This window comes from Methanothermobacter sp., assembly GCA_030055615.1.
Classification (GTDB): domain Archaea; phylum Methanobacteriota; class Methanobacteria; order Methanobacteriales; family DSM-23052; genus Methanothermobacter_A.
Genome location: JASFYN010000001.1, coordinates 403244 through 420825 on the forward strand (window position 1 = coordinate 403244; position 17582 = coordinate 420825).

The 17582-nt window shown below is 39.3% G+C and carries 18 protein-coding genes; 11 read left to right on the top strand and 7 right to left on the bottom strand.

What is annotated here, in order from left to right:
• Positions 1-3: 3 nt before the first annotated feature.
• Positions 4-408 (bottom strand): UPF0146 family protein, encoded by a 405-nt coding sequence (locus QFX38_02245; GenBank protein ID MDI9623691.1) that lies wholly within the window; start codon positions 406-408, stop codon positions 4-6.
• 22 nt (positions 409-430) lie between these two features.
• On the opposite strand from QFX38_02245, the gene rimI reads away from it, so the two are divergent.
• From rimI to QFX38_02280, 7 genes are all read left to right on the top strand, one after another.
• Positions 431-862, top strand: a complete 432-nt coding sequence (gene rimI / locus QFX38_02250; protein ID MDI9623692.1) for a ribosomal protein S18-alanine N-acetyltransferase — start codon at positions 431-433, stop codon at positions 860-862.
• A 12-nt stretch (positions 863-874) separates the two neighbouring features.
• Positions 875-1957, top strand: coding sequence for a glutamine-hydrolyzing carbamoyl-phosphate synthase small subunit (gene carA, locus QFX38_02255; protein MDI9623693.1), 1083 nt, complete (start codon positions 875-877; stop codon positions 1955-1957).
• Positions 1958-1970: 13 nt separating this feature from the next.
• On the top strand, positions 1971-5147 hold the full coding sequence (carB, locus tag QFX38_02260) for a carbamoyl-phosphate synthase large subunit (protein MDI9623694.1): 3177 nt from the start codon (positions 1971-1973) through the stop codon (positions 5145-5147).
• 96 nt (positions 5148-5243) lie between these two features.
• Positions 5244-6398, top strand: a complete 1155-nt coding sequence (locus tag QFX38_02265) for an amidohydrolase family protein (GenBank protein MDI9623695.1) — start codon at positions 5244-5246, stop codon at positions 6396-6398.
• Between the two features lie 4 nt (positions 6399-6402).
• Positions 6403-6834 (top strand): universal stress protein, encoded by a 432-nt coding sequence (locus QFX38_02270; protein MDI9623696.1) that lies wholly within the window; start codon positions 6403-6405, stop codon positions 6832-6834.
• Positions 6835-6874: 40 nt separating this feature from the next.
• A complete protein-coding gene (locus tag QFX38_02275; GenBank protein ID MDI9623697.1) occupies positions 6875-7720 on the top strand; it encodes a CBS domain-containing protein in 846 nt (281 codons plus the stop codon).
• Positions 7713-8132 carry a hypothetical protein gene (locus tag QFX38_02280; GenBank protein ID MDI9623698.1) on the top strand — a complete coding sequence of 140 codons (420 nt, stop codon included), beginning with the start codon at positions 7713-7715 and terminating at the stop codon, positions 8130-8132. Before QFX38_02275 ends, QFX38_02280 begins: the two co-directional genes overlap by 8 nt.
• Here the strand turns inward: QFX38_02280 and larE are convergent.
• The 6 genes from larE to QFX38_02310 are packed head-to-tail and all read right to left on the bottom strand — an operon-like array spanning position 8129 to position 13798.
• The gene (gene larE / locus QFX38_02285) at positions 8129-9145 is read right to left on the bottom strand and encodes an ATP-dependent sacrificial sulfur transferase LarE (GenBank protein ID MDI9623699.1); all 1017 of its coding nucleotides are present in this window, start codon (positions 9143-9145) and stop codon (positions 8129-8131) included. The genes QFX38_02280 and larE overlap by 4 nt on opposite strands.
• A complete protein-coding gene (locus tag QFX38_02290) occupies positions 9123-9794 on the bottom strand; it encodes a TfuA-related McrA-glycine thioamidation protein (GenBank protein ID MDI9623700.1) in 672 nt (223 codons plus the stop codon). Before QFX38_02290 ends, larE begins: the two co-directional genes overlap by 23 nt.
• Positions 9751-10977 (bottom strand): YcaO-related McrA-glycine thioamidation protein, encoded by a 1227-nt coding sequence (locus QFX38_02295; GenBank protein ID MDI9623701.1) that lies wholly within the window; start codon positions 10975-10977, stop codon positions 9751-9753. Before QFX38_02295 ends, QFX38_02290 begins: the two co-directional genes overlap by 44 nt.
• 8 nt (positions 10978-10985) lie before the next feature.
• The gene (locus QFX38_02300) at positions 10986-11567 is read right to left on the bottom strand and encodes a site-2 protease family protein (protein MDI9623702.1); all 582 of its coding nucleotides are present in this window, start codon (positions 11565-11567) and stop codon (positions 10986-10988) included.
• 37 nt (positions 11568-11604) lie between these two features.
• Positions 11605-12660: a histidine kinase dimerization/phosphoacceptor domain -containing protein gene (locus tag QFX38_02305; GenBank protein ID MDI9623703.1), complete on the bottom strand. Its 1056-nt coding sequence runs from the start codon at positions 12658-12660 to the stop codon at positions 11605-11607.
• Positions 12644-13798: an iron-containing alcohol dehydrogenase gene (locus QFX38_02310; GenBank protein ID MDI9623704.1), complete on the bottom strand. Its 1155-nt coding sequence runs from the start codon at positions 13796-13798 to the stop codon at positions 12644-12646. The genes QFX38_02305 and QFX38_02310 overlap by 17 nt, the downstream gene beginning before the upstream one ends.
• Positions 13799-13969: 171 nt before the next feature.
• Here QFX38_02310 and QFX38_02315 point away from each other — a divergent pair, with 171 nt between their 5' ends.
• The 4 genes from QFX38_02315 to QFX38_02330 are packed head-to-tail and all read left to right on the top strand — an operon-like array spanning position 13970 to position 17572.
• Entirely contained in the window at positions 13970-14971 is a 1002-nt protein-coding gene (locus QFX38_02315) for an aminopeptidase P family protein (protein ID MDI9623705.1), read from the top strand.
• Positions 14972-14996: 25 nt separating this feature from the next.
• Positions 14997-15938, top strand: coding sequence for a type II secretion system F family protein (locus tag QFX38_02320; GenBank protein ID MDI9623706.1), 942 nt, complete (start codon positions 14997-14999; stop codon positions 15936-15938).
• A gap of 6 nt (positions 15939-15944) precedes the next feature.
• Positions 15945-16151: a class III signal peptide-containing protein gene (locus tag QFX38_02325; protein MDI9623707.1), complete on the top strand. Its 207-nt coding sequence runs from the start codon at positions 15945-15947 to the stop codon at positions 16149-16151.
• Positions 16152-16162: 11 nt separating this feature from the next.
• Entirely contained in the window at positions 16163-17572 is a 1410-nt protein-coding gene (locus QFX38_02330) for a lactaldehyde dehydrogenase (GenBank protein ID MDI9623708.1), read from the top strand.
• Positions 17573-17582 lie beyond the last annotated feature (10 nt).

The following is a 17582-nucleotide window of genomic DNA, read 5'->3' on the forward strand; positions in this document are numbered from 1 at the left end:
ATTTCACTCTAGATATCTCCTTTGGTTGGGTTGATATTCATAAAAGAAACTTCTTTTATAGTTTATGAGTTTCATGTTCTCTATTGTAGGATGTTCTGTGGATAGTGGTCTTATTAAAAGTTTGGCTTTTACATTTTCTGCTACTTTTATAAGGTGTTTGTGTAATTCTAGTGGGGGTCTTATCGAGTATATTAACCGCGCCCCTTTATATATTTCTAATCTTGGATTTGTGATATCATCCTCTATTACATGGGGGTGGGAAGGTTTAATATCTGTTAAGATCAGATCAATCATTGAATGTTCTTGGAGGTACTCTGCAACTTTGAAAAATCTTCCGACGCCTACTTCCACAACTTTATCATTTGGGTTGCATTCTTGTATTATATAGGATGCAATATCTTCCCACATACATATCACGGAGACAAGGATGATGATAGTGAGGGAATTTAAGCCACAAGATCTTAAGAGGGTTATTGAAATCGAGAACATGTCCTTTGATGAGCCTTATCCTCCACAGCTTATACGTTACCTTTATGATATAGGGGCTGGTTTTCTCGTTGCCCAAGAAGATAATATGGTTGTAGGGTATATTATATTTTGGATAAGATTTGAAAATGAAGGACATATAATATCACTAGCGGTTGATAGAAAATATCGTCGCAGGAAATTCGGAACAAGACTTGTAAAAGCAGCTATAAAGATTTTTGAAAAATTTGGAGTTAATATTGTTAAATTGGAAGTTAGGGCGAAAAATAAAGGGGCTATAAAATTTTATAAGAGCTTAGGATTTAAAGAAGAAAATAGGATACCACAATATTATGAGAACGGTGACGACGCCGTGGTGATGAAAAAAGAAATATGAATTGGTGATTTAATGGTTAGGGAAGCTAAACTTGCCCTAGAAGATGGAACTTTACTCAAGGGTGAAGGTTTCGGTTTTGAAACAGTTAAGAGTGGAGAAGTCGTATTTGCAACTGGTATGACAGGTTACGTTGAAGCACTCACCGACCCATCATATAAAGGCCAAATTTTAATGTTAACGTATCCACTCCAAGGAAATTATGGTATATCCAGTAAATGGTATCAATCAGACGGTATAAAAGCAGAAGGACTTATTGTAAGGGAACAATGTAAAAGACCATCACATCACTTAGCAGAAAAGACACTCTCAGATTTCCTAGAAGAATATGAGATTCCAGGTATAAGTGGTGTTGATACAAGGGCCTTGACAATAAAAATAAGAAAGAAAGGGACTATGAAGGGTGCTCTAGCGACCGAGGAGATTGATGATGATGAACTTATAAAATTGGCCGTTGAACAACCGGACATACGCGAATTAGACCTTGTGGATAAAGTTTCTGTGAAAGAACCTAAGATTTTGCATGAAGAATACAATGACAGGATCGCTATAATAGATTGCGGAATAAAAAACAATATCATAAAAGCTTTTCTGGAAAGGGAGGTTAGCGTGGCCCTTTTACCATATAATACAAGCCCTGATGTGATACTAGAATATGAACCTGATGCCATACTACTATCAAACGGTCCTGGAGATCCAACAAGGGTTAAAGAAGCTATAGAAACAGTTAAAAAATTATCAGAGAAGCTTCCAATATTTGGGATCTGTCTTGGTCAACAGATAATAGCACTAGCATTCGATGCGAAAATATACAAGATGAAATTTGGACACAGAGGAGCCAATCAACCAGTCAAAAACCTAGAAACAGGAGAAGTCGCTATAACATCACAAAATCACGGATTCGCAGTAGACCCAATGTCAATAAACGAAAAAGAGATCAAAATAACCCACATAAACCTTAATGATGGGACAGTTGAAGGAATACAACATAGAGAATTGCCTATCATGAGCGTACAATACCATCCAGAAGCAGGACCAGGACCACACGATACATACAACATCTTCGACAAATTCGTGAAGATAATGAGGGAATATTAAAGGGGATCACAAGATGCCGCGGGATAAAAGCATAAATAAGGTACTTATAATAGGCTCGGGACCGATCCAGATAGGACAAGCAGCCGAATTCGACTACTCAGGCTCCCAAGCATGTAAAGCCTTGAGAGAGGAAGGTGTTAAAACCATACTAGTCAATTCAAACCCTGCAACAATCCAAACAGACAAGGAAATGGCCGACAAAGTCTACATTGAACCATTAACGCCAGAAATAGTGGCAAAAATCATAGAAAAAGAAAAACCAGACGCCTTACTCCCAACCATGGGCGGTCAAACAGGCCTAAATGTTGCAACAGGACTAGCACAAATGGGGGCACTAGGAGATGTTAAAGTTATAGGCTCATCCATTGAAACAATAAGGAACGTCGAAGACAGAGACCTTTTCGACAGTTTCATGAAAAAGCTTAACGAACCAGTACCCAAAGCAAAGGCCGTTGAATCCGTTGAGGAAGCTCTAGAAGCTGTTAAAGAGATAGGATACCCTGTTATCGTGAGACCAGCCTTCACACTAGGAGGTACCGGTGGGGGCGTGGCCCACAATCCAGAAGAACTCAAAGAAGTGGTCACAAGAGGCCTTGAAATGAGTTTCATAAACCAAGTGCTCATAGACCAATCAGTCCTAGGCTGGAAGGAATTTGAATATGAGGTTATGCGAGACAAAAATGACACATGTATCATAGTCTGTAACATGGAAAACATAGACCCTATGGGTATACACACAGGTGAGAGTATAGTAGTTGCACCCGCCCAGACATTAAGTGATGAAGAAAACCAGAAACTCAGGGACGTATCCCTCAAAATAATAAGAGCTCTTAAAATCGAAGGAGGCTGTAACATACAATTTGCAGTGCATCCTGAAACAGGAGAATATAAAGTCATCGAAGTGAACCCGAGAGTGAGCAGGAGCAGTGCCCTAGCATCTAAGGCAACAGGGTATCCCATAGCCAAGATAGCTGCGAAGATAGCCATAGGCCTCACCCTCGACGAGATACAAAATGATATCACAAAGGAAACGCCAGCATCATTCGAACCAAGCATAGACTATGTCGTGACCAAAATACCCCGCTGGCCGTTCGATAAGTTCAGGGACATAGACAGGAGAATCGGAGTCCAGATGAAGTCCACCGGGGAAGTTATGGCCATTGGCAGGACCTTGGAGGAATCCTTGCATAAGGCTATAAGGTCACTGGACATTGGAAGATATGGTTTCGAAGAAGTTCACTTCACACCAGAGGATCTTGCCAATCCCACAGATGAGAGATTATTCCAAGTATACACGGCATTAAAAAATGGGATGAGTATAAATGAGGTCTATGAGCTTACGAAGATCGATAAATTTTTCTTATACAAGATACTTGAAATAATAAAATTTGAAGAATCCCTCAAAGGGGATGAAATAAGCCCTGAAACATTGAAGAAAGCTAAAAGATTGGGTTTTTCAGACAAAAAAATAGCCCAACTTACAGGTTTAAAGGAAAAGGAGATACGTGACTTGCGCAGGAAGCATAATATAAAACCAGTATATAAGATGGTTGACACTTGCGCTGCCGAATTCGAAGCTAAAACCCCATACTATTATGGATCTTATGACATGGAAGATGAAGTGGAAGTTTCAAGGAAGCCTAAGGTTTTGATAATAGGATCGGGGCCTATAAGGATAGGTCAAGGTATAGAATTTGACTATTGTTGTGTGCATGCGACCATGGCATTTAGAGAGGAAGGATTCGAGACAATAATGGTAAACAACAACCCAGAAACAGTAAGTACAGACTATGACATATCAGATAAGCTATATTTCGAACCCTTAACCCTAGAGGACGTATTAGCCATAATTGACAAAGAAAAACCAGATGGTGTCGTTGTCCAATTTGGGGGTCAAACATCGATTAATCTAGCAGTTCCACTCGCAAAGGAAGGAGTGAGAATACTTGGAACGCCATATGAGAGCATTGATAAAGTCGAAGACCGTGAAAGATTCACAAGAGTCTTGGAAAAATTGAATATACCCCAAGCCCCATATGGTATAGCAAAATCATTCGAGGACGCTAGACGTGTCGCGGAAAAAATAGGATACCCTGTACTTGTAAGACCATCCTATGTTCTTGGTGGAAGAGCAATGGAAATAGTCTATGACGAAAAAGAACTTGAGGAGTACATGGAAGAGGCCGTCAGAGTTTCACCAAAACATCCAATCCTTGTGGACAAATTCCTAGAGGATGCTATAGAAGTTGATGTCGACGCGTTATGTGATGGTGAGGAGGTCTATATAGGGGGTATCATGGAACATATCGAAGAAGCCGGTGTCCATTCAGGGGACTCAGCATGTGTCATACCACCTCAGACCATCCCAGAAGATATAATAGAGATCATAAAGGATTACACAAGGAAACTCGCACTAGAATTAGAAGTTGTAGGGTTAATAAACATACAATATGCTGTTAAAGTAGATGAGGACCCCCCGGTTTACATACTCGAAGCCAACCCTAGGGCAAGTAGGACGGTACCTTTTGTGAGCAAGGCAACAGGAGTGCCCTTGGCAAAGGTCGCTGCGAAATTGATGTTAGGTGAAAAACTATCATCATTGGGCTTGACTTCAGAAAAAGAAATAGACCACGTGGCGGTTAAAGAATCTGTATTCCCATTTATAAAACTTCCAGGAGCCGATGCAGTTCTCGGACCAGAGATGAAATCCACCGGTGAAAGCATGGGTATCGACGAAAACTTCGGCCTAGCCTATTACAAGTCACAACTTTCAGCCAACATGGAACTACCGGTAGAAGGTAAAATCTTCATAAGTGTTAAAGATTCTGACAAGCCAAGGATAGCAGACATAGTGCAAAAAGCAGAGGAGTTAGGATTCCAGGTTATAGCGACACGTGGCACCGCAGAGGCTGTGAAGGACATTTCAAACGTAGAGGTTATAAATAAGGTGAGTCAAGCTTCTCCTAACATAAAAGACGCCATACTAGCTGGTGAAGTGGGACTTATAATAAACACGCCCTCTGGTAAACAATCAGCCGATGACGGATACATTATAAGGAGGATGGCCATAGAATTAGGTATACCATACGTCACAACACTCGCGGGTGCAAGAGCGGCTTTAAATGCTATAGAAGCTGTTAAAATGGGTAAAATAACGGTTAAATCCCTCAATGAATACCACGAATCATAGTTGGAAAATTTTATATTAATAGAAGTTGGGAAATCCTTCGGTGGAAGGTATTTTAGAAGCTTATAAGGGTCTTATAGGATCTCTTAGGGATTTGAAATGCTTGTTATTGAAAACGGTATTGTATTAGGGGGCATGAATTTAAACCCTATGAGGGTGAATATTGCAATAGAAGATGGCAGGATAGCAGAGATAACCAAGGAAAAAATCCCCTCTGATCATAGAATAGACGCTAAAGGTTGTATCGTAGCCCCAGGATTTATAAATGCGCATGTACACACTGCTGACAGCATCCTAAAGGATTTAGGTGATGGTAAAAGCCTAGATGAGATAGTGAAACCCCCAATGGGATTGAAACATAGGATTTTAGAGAATACAAAAGACAAGGATATCATAGAGGCTAGTAGGGCTTCCATCATGGAAATGATATCAGCTGGCACTACAACCTTCATAGATTATAGAGAAGGTGGAATAAAAGGCATAAAATTGCTTAAAAAGGCGCTAAAAGACTTGCCTATAAATTCCATCATACTAGGAAGGGATCCGATCTTCCTAGAAGAAGACCCGAACACCACAAAATTGAAAAATAGGATAAAAAAACTCCTAAAATTCGCTGATGGGATAGGACCTAGTGGATTCGGTGAAATAACCGATGAAACAGCCCACAAAATCGTGGAAGAATGTGAAAAATGGGATAAAATAGCCTCGATCCATGTAGCCGAAAGCATTGAAGCTCAAAAACTTTCAATAGAGAAGACAGGTAAAAGTGAAGTGGAAAGGGCCATAGATGCGGGCTTCCATTTACTCGTACATTTTACTAATCCATTCCCAAAAGACTTCAGGCTAGTTTCAGAAAATAAAGCTACAATTGTTGCATGTCCAAGATCAAATGGCATGCTCTCAACAGGAATACCACCAATAGCAAAAATACATGACAAGAATATTAATTTGCTCCTGGGAACTGACAACATAATGTTTAACGCCCCAGACATGTTCAGAGAAATGGAATACACCTTGAAGGTTACAAGAGCTTTTAAAAGAGGCTATTTCAACCCAAGGGATGTTTTGAAGATGGTGACAACAAACATTCATAAATTTCTTGGCGAAAAAATAGGATGCATAGCTGAAGGTTTTCGAGCAGATCTTATAATAGTTGAATCCTTATCTGAGAATCCTTATCTTTCACTTATTAATAGAAGCCAATCGAAAAATATAAGATATGTTATAATAAAAGGTAGAATAGTTAAGAGGTGAATTTATGTACAAAAAAATTCTCCTACCCACTGACGGCTCTGAATATGCTAACAGGGCAGCCGAACATGCCATATGGATAGCGAAGGAGAGTGGTGCGGAGATAGTGGCATTAACAGTCATGGAAACATCCACTTTCATAGGATTGCCAGCCGACGACCTCATAATACGCATCAAGGAAATCCTTGAAGAAGAAGCTTCAAATTCCTTAGATAAGATAAAAAAGCTCGTCGAAGAATCAGGTCATGATATCAAACTCACATTAAAGACAGATGAGGGTTCCCCTGCGGATTCCATCCTAAATACGATAGAAAAGGAGGGCATAGATCTCGTGGTAATGGGGACGTCAGGTAAACATGGCCTTGATAGGTTCCTTCTTGGGAGTGTGACAGAAAAGGTTGTAAGATCTGCAAAGTGCCCAGTATTAGTAGTTCATTGACCCCTTTCAAAAAGACCTTTTTTTAGATAAGGTGTTAATAATGTTAGCAAAGGATATAATGTCAAAAGAAATATACTATGTGAAAGTTCCAGGAAACCGCGCCCAAGCATTGGATATAATGAGGAAAAAGAATGTTTCAGGGTTACCAGTTGTTAAAGAGGGCTCCGATAAGCTCGTTGGTATCATAACACGTTCAGATATCATAGAAAATCCGGACGAGGAACAGATAGCCCTTATAATGACAAGGGATCCTATTGTAGCTTCCCCAGAGGATCCTGTAAGTTTAGTGGCTTCTAAGATGGTGAAAAATAATATAAGGAGGATTCCCATAGTCAAAAACGATAAATTGGTAGGTATAATCACAGCCTATGACATTGTATCCCGTGCACTCGCAGAAATGGACATAGACTCCCCAGTGGAAGATTACATGATTCTAAACATACCCACAACATGGGACAGAACACCTCTTAACATAGCATTTGAGATCATGAGATACTTCAAATTGAAGGTTCTGCTAACAATTAACAATGAAGCTAGACTATCAGGGATACTCACTGAGACAGATTTTCTAAACGAAAGCGAGGTAGTTTCTGAGAGAACAGTCCATAATACTTCAGTAGGTACTGAAGGGGACAGATGGACATGGGATAGTAGAAATGTTCTCTATGTTATAAAAAACCAACTCAAATTTTCAGATAAGGAAGTGAGAGATGTTGCCACAACAGAACTAGTTACAGTGACAAAAACGACAAGTGTCAGTGACTGCGCAAAGAAGATGAGAAAATCCAAGATCGAACAAATCCCTGTAATAGACTTTGAAGGCGAACTTGTAGGACTGTTAAGAGCCCAGGACCTTATAAAGGCCCTAGTTGATTCAGATGAGTAGCGAATCCACTCTACGTATAAAAGCCTCAAAGGGTGTTTTAACCTTCGCCGCGAAAAATGGGGGAAAAGTATCTATCAGTGACCTTCAGTTAAAGGTTTTATGGGGATATTGCTGGTGGCATGGACTACCATATATTGAAACATTCCTTGCGGTGATGGAATCGTTACTCAAGAGAATAGTAAGTGATGTTATAGAACATGAAGATCTTAACATAGAGTATCGCATTATAGCCAATGATACGCTAGATGAAGCGAATCAAATACAAATAATATTCAATAATATAAGAGCAGACGATGTTGAGTTCCACGTTTTGGGGGACATCATATTCCACGGGGAGGACAATAGAGGCTTCATCCGTAAAATAACCAGTTTTAGAAGGAGTATAGATGAGGATATACAAACTGTACTCTAGTTCTCCCGTCGCTTTATAGAGGATAGTACCTCTGATAGTATCCTTTCGGCTTTTTTTCTATCCTCAACCTCCTCAATGATTATCTTACCATCCTCTGAGATCTTAACTATACTATCCTCTATTTCCAACCTTAGAATATCTTCTCGGCGATCCTTGAACCTTAAGCGCGTTTTTTCCAAATCAATGGGATAAGGGAGTTTTAATTCAAATATTATCTTATCATCTTCTTGGGAGCCTATGAGCTCCCCCCTATTTTTGCGGTAGCCTTCTATATCCACATGGACGCCTTTGAAACCTGCTGATTTAAATTTTTCCACGATATATCCCAGAAGTTGCATGTTCAGTATTTTACTTGTATCATCTACCTGGATTACCGCGATCCCATCGAAGTCCCTGACTCTGACTAATTCGAGGCCTGTAAGATCCTTTATGAGGTTCTCAGCATATGATATCATATTGAGTTTCTTGGTGGTTATCGGCCCTTTTATTCTAGTCGCTAGACAGGTAGTATTCGGTGTATAGTTTATGTTTTCTTTTTTTAGGTATTCTATAACATCTTCTTCTGTTATTTTCGCTTCTAATAGTGGACTTCTTATTTTTCTTTTGTAATTTGCTATGATTCCTGGTCGATCTTCGAGCATGTCTGTTATGTTAGTCCCATCTACTATGATATCAAATCCTTTTTTTTCTGCTATAGATTCTAGAATGGCATACATACGATCCTTGCAATAGAAACATCTTTGAGTGGTGTTTTTCTTGAAATTTTCATGTTCGAGGAAATTTTCTTTTATGATCTTATGTGAGATTCCCAGTTTTGAAGCTGTATATTTCGCATTTCGCACGGTCTCCACTGGTAGTACCCCATTATCTATAGTTATTGCAATAGCTTCCCTTGAAATCTTTGATGCTATTTTGGCGATTAGTGTACTGTCTGATCCGCCCGAGAATGCTATTATAACCTTTTTATCCTTTAGGATGTTTTCAACTTGTTTAATCTTTGCCTGGAGTTCCATTGGAGTGCCGCCTCAATATTTTGTCCCTTACATATTCTAGGACTTTGATTGCATCCTCCCTTTTTATGTCAACACCCTCTTCTTTTATAAATTCCTTTAATCTTCGAAGAATCGCCGGGTTTATATTACACTCTTTATAGATCCTATCATAAGTCCTTTTGGGATAAAATATTGACTTGGCAATCCTGATAAGGTATTCTAGTTCATCCCTTGATATTATACCATGCATATATGCTTTTTTAAAGTTGTATTCAATACTTACAAGGGAATCTGATAATGGTTGTAGGGTCTTGGGGTCAAAAGCAACTGCAACATCATCATCAGATTCTATGCTTCCATCCTTGTATTTATGATATACATAACCTATACCTATCATCCCAAGACCGTCAAGTTCTGATGCTCGGAGAGCCCCCATACTAGCCCCTCCAACCACTTTCACACCCATTTTAAGCGCTTCTATTATCTCCTTGTGGGCGACTGCAGGTTCATGATGGAATACCCCATCTATGATCACGATAATATCAACAGGCCCTTTAATAGCTTTTAGGATATCACCTCTCCTTACTGGGGGATGATATTCGGCATCTAATACCTTCCTAGCTTCTCTAGGATGTAGGGATGGACCTGTGAATACGACTATCCGCTTCATACTTGATCCTATCCCCTATACGGGTGTTGTCAACAGCAAATACCTCCAATCCAGGCACTATAACCCTCACCACTGGCACCTTAACTTCACGTGTAAGATCCACAAAAAACACATCAGAAAACCCGCACCTTTTCAACTCTCTAAGAGTGACTTTAATATCCTCTCGGAAGGTTCTTTTTGACCTATTTTTCAATTTATCCAATCCTATTACAGTTTCAGGTTCTCCGAACCAATGCTTATTGATTCTTTTCATCCGCTCATACCCTGCTTTCCTCATGAAAATTGCCCTAACAGTATCTTCCCTGGTTCCGTGTATTTGTGTGGCTCTACTCTGGGCCACTTCTGTGAGAGCCCTTATAACTGCTACTTCAGGGTCTAGGTGTGTTCCCACACCTATGCTTAGTAGTGCAGGGTCTTTTAGGAGGATGTCATCTGCTACTGCGGCGATTGTTGGTATTCTGATATCGTTTGTAAGGTCTATGAGGGTTATGTCGATCTTCGCATCCTCGAATTTGTGGAGTAGATCCTCTATGATCTTATTCTCGGCGTCCTGACAATCTATCTCCCTTTTTGGACCTCTTTTCGCCTCGAAGATGCTCCAAGCGTCCCTTTCTATTAGTTCCATGAGTCCGTGGAATACTGCTTCCTCGATAGCATTCCCTGAGGCGAGTCCATTAGTATTTGACCTGAAAAGACTTACACAATCCTCAGGTGGATTATAAGGATGGTAAACTGCATTTGCGGGTATGTAAACCTCTTTTTCATTTTTTAAGTTTGTGGCTTTCACCCATTCAATTTTCCCATCCACTTTACTATCATGGGGGAGTATGAGACTTTTAGGGTCTACATATTCTATTATATTATCTAATGGTGCTTTAATGGACTTTTCGGCATCTTCATTTTTTTTCTCTGCTGAGTATCTCTCGAATGCTTCCATCATGGCTGATGCTTTAGCCTGCGACCGTGTAGCCCCTTTACCAGCGTATATGCTCACAGCACCCTCTTCTGCAGTTGGTCTTATGGCAGAATATACTGGTATACCTATCCTGTCGAGGTGTGTTATTTCTGTTATCCTTGTGACACCTATATTTTGCAGTTTCTTTTTAATCCATTTTATAGTCTCTGAAGGTTTTCTGGCTCTGTGCGTGCAACCAATATATTTCACGGGTACATTGGAGAACATAATTATCACTATAGGGTGAATATGCTTTTAAATGTGATTGCAAGGGCTATTAAAATGGCGAGGAGCCATGTTATCGGATTCCAGCGTATAATCTTAGCCCCGTCCAATACGCTGAAGGGTAGGAGGTTAAAGAATGCTATGAAACTATTAACGGCATATCCTAATGTTGCTATACTGGCTAGTATGCCTGTTGAAAATGATGCTATGAACATAAAAGATAATGCTAGTAGTATGTTTGTGGCAGGTCCTGCTAGTGCTATTTTACCATTTTCTTCTCTGCTAATGTATGCTCCATGTATGTATACTGCTCCCGGTGCTGCGAATACAAAACCAAAATATGCTGTTATAATGGCAAGTAGTATGCCACCTACCCATAGTCTGTATTCAGCCCAGAAACCGTATCTTATTGCCATGAATTTGTGGGCTATTTCATGGAATACGAAACCCACGCCCACGCCTATGATACTCGCTGGTAAGAGTGAAACTGCTATGTTAAGTTGCTTATTCGAAAAAACATATGAGAAAACAGCCGCTATTACGAACATTGATATTATGATATCTCTTATTTCCCTAGTCGTGAAGTTCACCATATTAATTTATAATTTCTCTATGTTCATATAATAGTTTCTATCCTTTGAATATTATTTTAAAGCAACTACCATCATGACTTTCAACGGACATTTTACCCTTTAATTGTCCTACAAGGATATTAACAAGTTTCAAGCCTAATGACTTGTTTTCTTGAAGTTTACCTACTGGAAATCCTATACCATCATCTTTCACTTTCAATTCAAGGTTGTCCTCCACTCTCTTAAAACTAATGTATATTGTCCCTTGTGTCCTGCCATTGAATGCATACTTCAGGGCGTTTGTTACAAGTTCGTTGATGATCAAGCCAAGGGGTATTATAGTGTCGATGTTAAGGTGTAAATCTTCAACATCCAATTTTATATTTATGGATTTTCCCGTAGAATATGAATAGACAAGATTCCTTGTAAGCTTTTCCACATACTTTCTGAAGTTTATCCTTGAAAGATCCTCAGATTGGTATAATTGTTCATGTATAAGCGCCATGGACCTTATCCTATCTTGTGTTTCTTTGAATGTACCATTCTTGCATTGGTTTATTGATTGTAGGCTGAGTAAGCTTGAGATTATTTGCAGATTATTTTTCACTCGGTGATGGATTTCCTTTAATAGGAGTTTTTTCTCTTCGAGGGATCTTTTAAGCTTGTCCTCCAATTCTTTACGTTTTCTTATATCCCTGGCTACGATAACAGCATAATCATTTTCATTAAACTTAACAGTATCTAAGTTCATTTCAGTTAGGATGAGATTTCCATCCTTTTTGATGAGGGGTGCTTCTATGGACATTTTCTCTTTCCTTGAAAGGATTTTCTTGAACTTTTCATGGTATCCTTTGGGGATTATATTGAAAATGGAGTTTATCTCATCCTTTGAATATTCTAGATTGATAAGGCTTGATTTATTAATATCTATTATTTTTCCATCGGTATCAATTAGGAATATGAAGTCTCTTGTATGGTCAAGTAAAGTTTTAAATCTTTGAAGTTTGTGGAGTGTATCCTTTAATTGGGGATAATAACTCTTTCTCACAGATTTTCCGCTGAAGCCCATAATAGCTTTTCTAAGATTTTGCCAATCCTTATTTGTTGATGGCATTCTCAAATATCCCCTTTATATCGTCTATTCTTGGCTTGCGCGGATTTGTAACAATACAAGGGTCATTAAATGCTAATTCTGCGAGTTCATCTATCTTATCTTCTAGGATACCATAATCTTCCAGGCTCATGTCAATTCCAAGTTCCTTCTTAAAATCTTTTAACTTGGATATAAGAGCATCTTTCACCCCTTTTGTCTCTGACTTTAAGCCTAGGGCTTCTGCTATTCTCTTGTACTTTTGCGGGTTTGCAGGGAAATTGAATTCTATAACATCTTCTATTAGTATGGCGTTAGCCACTCCATGGGGAATGTCCAATCTACCGCCTAAGCTGTGTGCCATTGCATGTAGAAGACCTAGACTTGCATTGGAGAAGGCCAATCCTGCTTCCAGGCTTGCGAGCATCATATTGGTACGTAGGTCAAGATTTTTGGGGTCTTTGATGGTTTTGTGCAAATTTTCACTTATTAGTTTTATAGCGTCAAGTGCATTTATATCTGTTAAATGTGAGCTTGCGGTGGATACATAGGCTTCTATTGCATGTGCGAGGGCGTCCATACCAGTGGATGCTGTGAGTAGTTTGTCCATGGTTAGGGTTGTATATGGGTCTATGAGTGAAACATCTGGGATGAGGGTTCTGCTTATTATGGCAATTTTGGTTTTTCTCTTGGTGTCTTTTATTATTGCAAATTGTGAAATGTCTGCTGATGTTCCGGCTGTGGTTGGTATGCAAATAATTGGGGGGCCAGGTACTGTTATTTGGTCAACGCCTTCAAATTTGAGGATATTATCTTTGTTGGAGGTTACTATACCTATGCCCTTTGCACAGTCTATTGGACTTCCACCCCCAAGGGCTATTATAAAATTGCACTCTTCGGCCTCAAAAACCCTGGCACCTTCCATAACCTCATAATCGCGTGGATTTGGCGTAACATCATTGTAGATTACATATTCTAGTCCATTCTCAGTTAGTAGGGATTCTATCTCATCTACATGGCCGGCCTTTTCTATACCATGATCAGTTACAAGGAGTATTTTCTCTGCTCCAAGGTTTATCGCATATTGTGGGGTTAGTAATCTTGCACCTTCTCCGAATACTAGTTCACCTGTAACAAATTTTCTAAGATTAAATTCGTCCATAACATCACCAGAAGGTGGGATACAATATTTAATAAACTTTTCACTAATTGATATTTTTTCATGTGAAAATTTTCTCCAAATTTTTCCAGGAGGGTTGCGCGGAAGTAAATTATAATGTTATTATGTGAAAAAATATCATGACAGCAAAAATTTACATTATAGGTGATTTTAATGGATAGACTGAAGGCCGCGCTTGAAAAAGTGATGGAAAAAAGCTGTGACATGGCTGTGATATCCAAAAGTGAAAATATCTTCTATTTGACTGGTTTTAGACCGTCTACTCGTGCATTTTTGATCTTGACTGATGAACCATTTTTGATGGTTACTAGTATGGATATTGAGGAAGCCGAAAATTCATCAACAATTGATGTTTTTGAATTTAAGAAATCAGAGGATGTGAAAGAAAAAATTGGAAGTTTATCCCCCATGACTGTTATCTTTGAACCTTCACTTCCAATTAGTACATTCAGTAAGTTAAGAGATTCTTTTAAATGTATCATTGAGGACATTATAGGCGATCTCAGGATGATAAAAGAGAAAGTTGAAATAGAATATATCAGAAAGGCTTTAAGGATAGCGGAGGAATCTTTCACGGAAATAGAAGTTCAGGGTGTTGAAGCTATGATAGCAGCCGATCTTGAATATCATATGAAAATTAGGGGGTCTATGAAGCCTGCATTTGATACTATTGTAGCATCTGGTGTAAGGTCGAGTAATCCGCACGCTGAAGTTTCATTCAGTAAAATACAGACCCCTGTGGTCATTGATTGGGGTGCTACTTGGAAATATTATTATTCCGACACCACAAGAACCATTGCTAGGAGGGAAGAAGAGGAGGAGATACTTGACATTTTGTTGGATGCCCAAAGGGAAGGAGTGAAAACAGCCAAACCTGGAGTGAAAGCTTCATATATAGACAAGGTTGTGAGGGGTGTTATATCTGAATATGGGTATGAAGACAACTTCATACATTCCACTGGCCATGGTATAGGATTGGAAGTCCATGAACCGCCATCTTTATCGGCTAATGAGGATATTAAACTCGAAAAGAACATGATAGTAACAATAGAGCCTGGAATTTACATTAGGGGAAAATTTGGCATGAGAACTGAGGACATGATTCTCATCAAAAAAAATCCTAAAATATTAAATACACTCCCATCTAAAATATAATTTAACAGTTTGGAAGTGATTTAGTATGGTGCTTCTCCCAGAATTTTTATCCCCTATTGTCCATGTAGTTGAAAAAGCGATCCCTAGAAACTTCCTTATAAGAATACAGGAGAACCTTGTTAGAACAGGGATTTATGTAAAAGCCGCTGAAATTGTAACATTAATCCTATTTACAAGCATATTCTTCGGATTAATTGGGATTATAATAGCCATGATCTTGGGCATGGGCCTTTTAATCCCATTTATCGCAGGTTTTTCTCTTCCCCCTATAATATTTGCCGCTTATATTTTTATAATGATGGAGCGGAGAATCGATACAATAGAACAGGGAACTCCAGATTTTCTAAGGCAGATAGCATCACTTTTACGTGCAGGAGTCGGTCTTGAAACAGCCCTTGAAGACATATCAAAACAGGGAAAGGGCCCATTATATGATGAATTGAGGAGGGCGGTTATCGAGATAAAGATAGGGAGAACATTTGATGATGCTCTATTGTCAATGGGTAATAGACTGAAATCTGACACTCTTGACAGGACCTTCAGGATGATAATAGAGGGTAAAAGGGCTGGTGGAAGCCTTGCGGATGTCATAGAAGCTGTTGCAGAGGATACGCGTGCAGTTTTAGCCCTTAAAAGGGAGCGGAAGGCTAATGTGATGATGTCTGTCATGTTCCTTGTGGTGGCCGCTATAATCGCAGCGCCATTCGCACTTGGAATGATCATGGTATACTCAGCATTCATAGAATCCCTCGGAAAAACCAATCCAATCCTCGGAACTGCAAAGATCGCTGCTGGAGGTTATATAGTAATCCATTCTATAATAGCAGGGTTACTTATAGGCATAATCATGTTTGGAAGTGCTAGAAAGGGTATCAAATATGCCATTCCATTGGCTGTTTTAGCATTTGGCATATTCTATGTTATTGACAAGTTTGGCTTTGTAATCGTGGGCTCCATGGCACCATAATAAATTATGGAGGCAAAATCAATGGATATAAGAGATGATGAAACAGCACAAGGCTCTGCTGAAATGATACTATTATTTGGTGGGGTTATCGTCATAGTGATTTTCGCAGCACTATGGTATAAAAACTATCTAATATCCGCAGGTAAAGAGATAAACCAGACTGATGTGCAAAGTGTTACAAATTCAATCCAAAGCCTTAAAAGTAAATTCTGAGGGGTCTTCTAATGAAAATGTTAATCAATGGAAGACTCAAGGGCGAGGAGAAGATCGAAATACGCAATCCCTATACCAATGAGATCATAGACAAAGTACCCGCAGCTTCAAAGGAAGATACAAGAGAAGCTATTTCAGCGGCTAAAAAAGCCAAAGATAAGATGATTTCATTAACAGCGCACAGAATTTCAGAGGCACTTTATGATACAAGTCAGGAACTCAAAAAAAGATCTAAAGAATTTTCACATTTACTAGCCCTCGATTCTGGGAAGCCTATAAAAGCAGCCCAAGACGAGGTCAAAAGATCCATCGAAACACTGAAATTATCCGCTGAAGAATCCAAGAGAATATATGGAGAGACAATCCCAATGGACGCTGGTATAGGAGGTAAGAACTTCATAGGCTTCACCATAAAACTACCACTAGGAGTTATAGCAGCCATAACACCATTCAACTATCCACTTAACCTAGCCATCCACAAAGTTGGCCCGGCACTTGCATCAAAAAATAGTGTAATATTAAAACCATCACTTAAAGCACCATTATCAGCACTAAAAATAGGCGAAATATTAGATGAATACTTCCCGCCAGGTGCAATAAATGTTCTGACAGGTAGAGCTTCCATTATAGGGGACGAACTTTTAAAAAGCGAGGATATTGACAAAATATCATTCACAGGAGGCTTTAAAACAGGTAAAATGATAGCGGAAAAGAGTGGGATGAAAAAAATCACCCTAGAATTAGGGGGTAACGACCCACTCATAGTACTCAAAGACGCTAACATAGAAAAAGCTGTTAAAGGTACTATAAGGGGCTCATACCTCTACTCAGGCCAGATATGTATAGCAGTAAAGAGGATAATTGTCGATGAGAAAATAGCAGATGAATTTGCGCAAAAATTGGTCAAAGAAACTTCAAAGTTGAGAATAGGCGATCCACTCGACCCAAAAACTGATATAGGCCCCCTTATAAATGAAAAGGCCGCCATAAACATTGAAAAGTTGGTTTCGGAGGCGATAGATGAAGGCGCGGAGCTTTTATATGGTGGGGGGAGGGATGGAAACCTCTTCGAACCTACTGTATTAGATAATGTTAGACCTTCAATGAGACTTGTTAGGGAGGAAACATTTGGCCCAGTATCACCTATAATAAGAGTTAAAGATGCTGATGAAGCCTTGAAGGTCGCTAATAGCACTTGTTATGCTCTCCAGGCAGGGGTTTTCACAGAGAACATACATGAGGCTTTAAGATTCGCTTCGGAATTAGAGGCGGGAGCAGTACTTATAAATAAACAATCGACTTACAGGGTCGATCACATGCCATTCGGAGGCTTTGACTGCAGTGGAATGGGTAAAGAGGGCGTTAAATATGCTATAGAGGACATGACAAGAACTAAACTTATTATATTCAACAAAAAATGACTATTATATG

Bases quoted from the DNA above. Each gene is read 5' to 3' on its own strand.
- QFX38_02245 (MDI9623691.1), bottom strand. From the start codon at position 408: ATGTGGGAAGATATTGCATCCTATATAATACAAGAATGCAACCCAAAT.
- rimI (MDI9623692.1), top strand. From the start codon at position 431: ATGATAGTGAGGGAATTTAAGCCACAAGATCTTAAGAGGGTTATTGAA.
- carA (MDI9623693.1), top strand. From the start codon at position 875: ATGGTTAGGGAAGCTAAACTTGCCCTAGAAGATGGAACTTTACTCAAG.
- carB (MDI9623694.1), top strand. From the start codon at position 1,971: ATGCCGCGGGATAAAAGCATAAATAAGGTACTTATAATAGGCTCGGGA.
- QFX38_02265 (MDI9623695.1), top strand. From the start codon at position 5,244: ATGCTTGTTATTGAAAACGGTATTGTATTAGGGGGCATGAATTTAAAC.
- QFX38_02270 (MDI9623696.1), top strand. From the start codon at position 6,403: ATGTACAAAAAAATTCTCCTACCCACTGACGGCTCTGAATATGCTAAC.
- QFX38_02275 (MDI9623697.1), top strand. From the start codon at position 6,875: ATGTTAGCAAAGGATATAATGTCAAAAGAAATATACTATGTGAAAGTT.
- QFX38_02280 (MDI9623698.1), top strand. From the start codon at position 7,713: ATGAGTAGCGAATCCACTCTACGTATAAAAGCCTCAAAGGGTGTTTTA.
- larE (MDI9623699.1), bottom strand. From the start codon at position 9,145: ATGGAACTCCAGGCAAAGATTAAACAAGTTGAAAACATCCTAAAGGAT.
- QFX38_02290 (MDI9623700.1), bottom strand. From the start codon at position 9,794: ATGAAGCGGATAGTCGTATTCACAGGTCCATCCCTACATCCTAGAGAA.
- QFX38_02295 (MDI9623701.1), bottom strand. From the start codon at position 10,977: ATGTTCTCCAATGTACCCGTGAAATATATTGGTTGCACGCACAGAGCC.
- QFX38_02300 (MDI9623702.1), bottom strand. From the start codon at position 11,567: ATGGTGAACTTCACGACTAGGGAAATAAGAGATATCATAATATCAATG.
- QFX38_02305 (MDI9623703.1), bottom strand. From the start codon at position 12,660: ATGCCATCAACAAATAAGGATTGGCAAAATCTTAGAAAAGCTATTATG.
- QFX38_02310 (MDI9623704.1), bottom strand. From the start codon at position 13,798: ATGGACGAATTTAATCTTAGAAAATTTGTTACAGGTGAACTAGTATTC.
- QFX38_02315 (MDI9623705.1), top strand. From the start codon at position 13,970: ATGGATAGACTGAAGGCCGCGCTTGAAAAAGTGATGGAAAAAAGCTGT.
- QFX38_02320 (MDI9623706.1), top strand. From the start codon at position 14,997: ATGGTGCTTCTCCCAGAATTTTTATCCCCTATTGTCCATGTAGTTGAA.
- QFX38_02325 (MDI9623707.1), top strand. From the start codon at position 15,945: ATGGAGGCAAAATCAATGGATATAAGAGATGATGAAACAGCACAAGGC.
- QFX38_02330 (MDI9623708.1), top strand. From the start codon at position 16,163: ATGAAAATGTTAATCAATGGAAGACTCAAGGGCGAGGAGAAGATCGAA.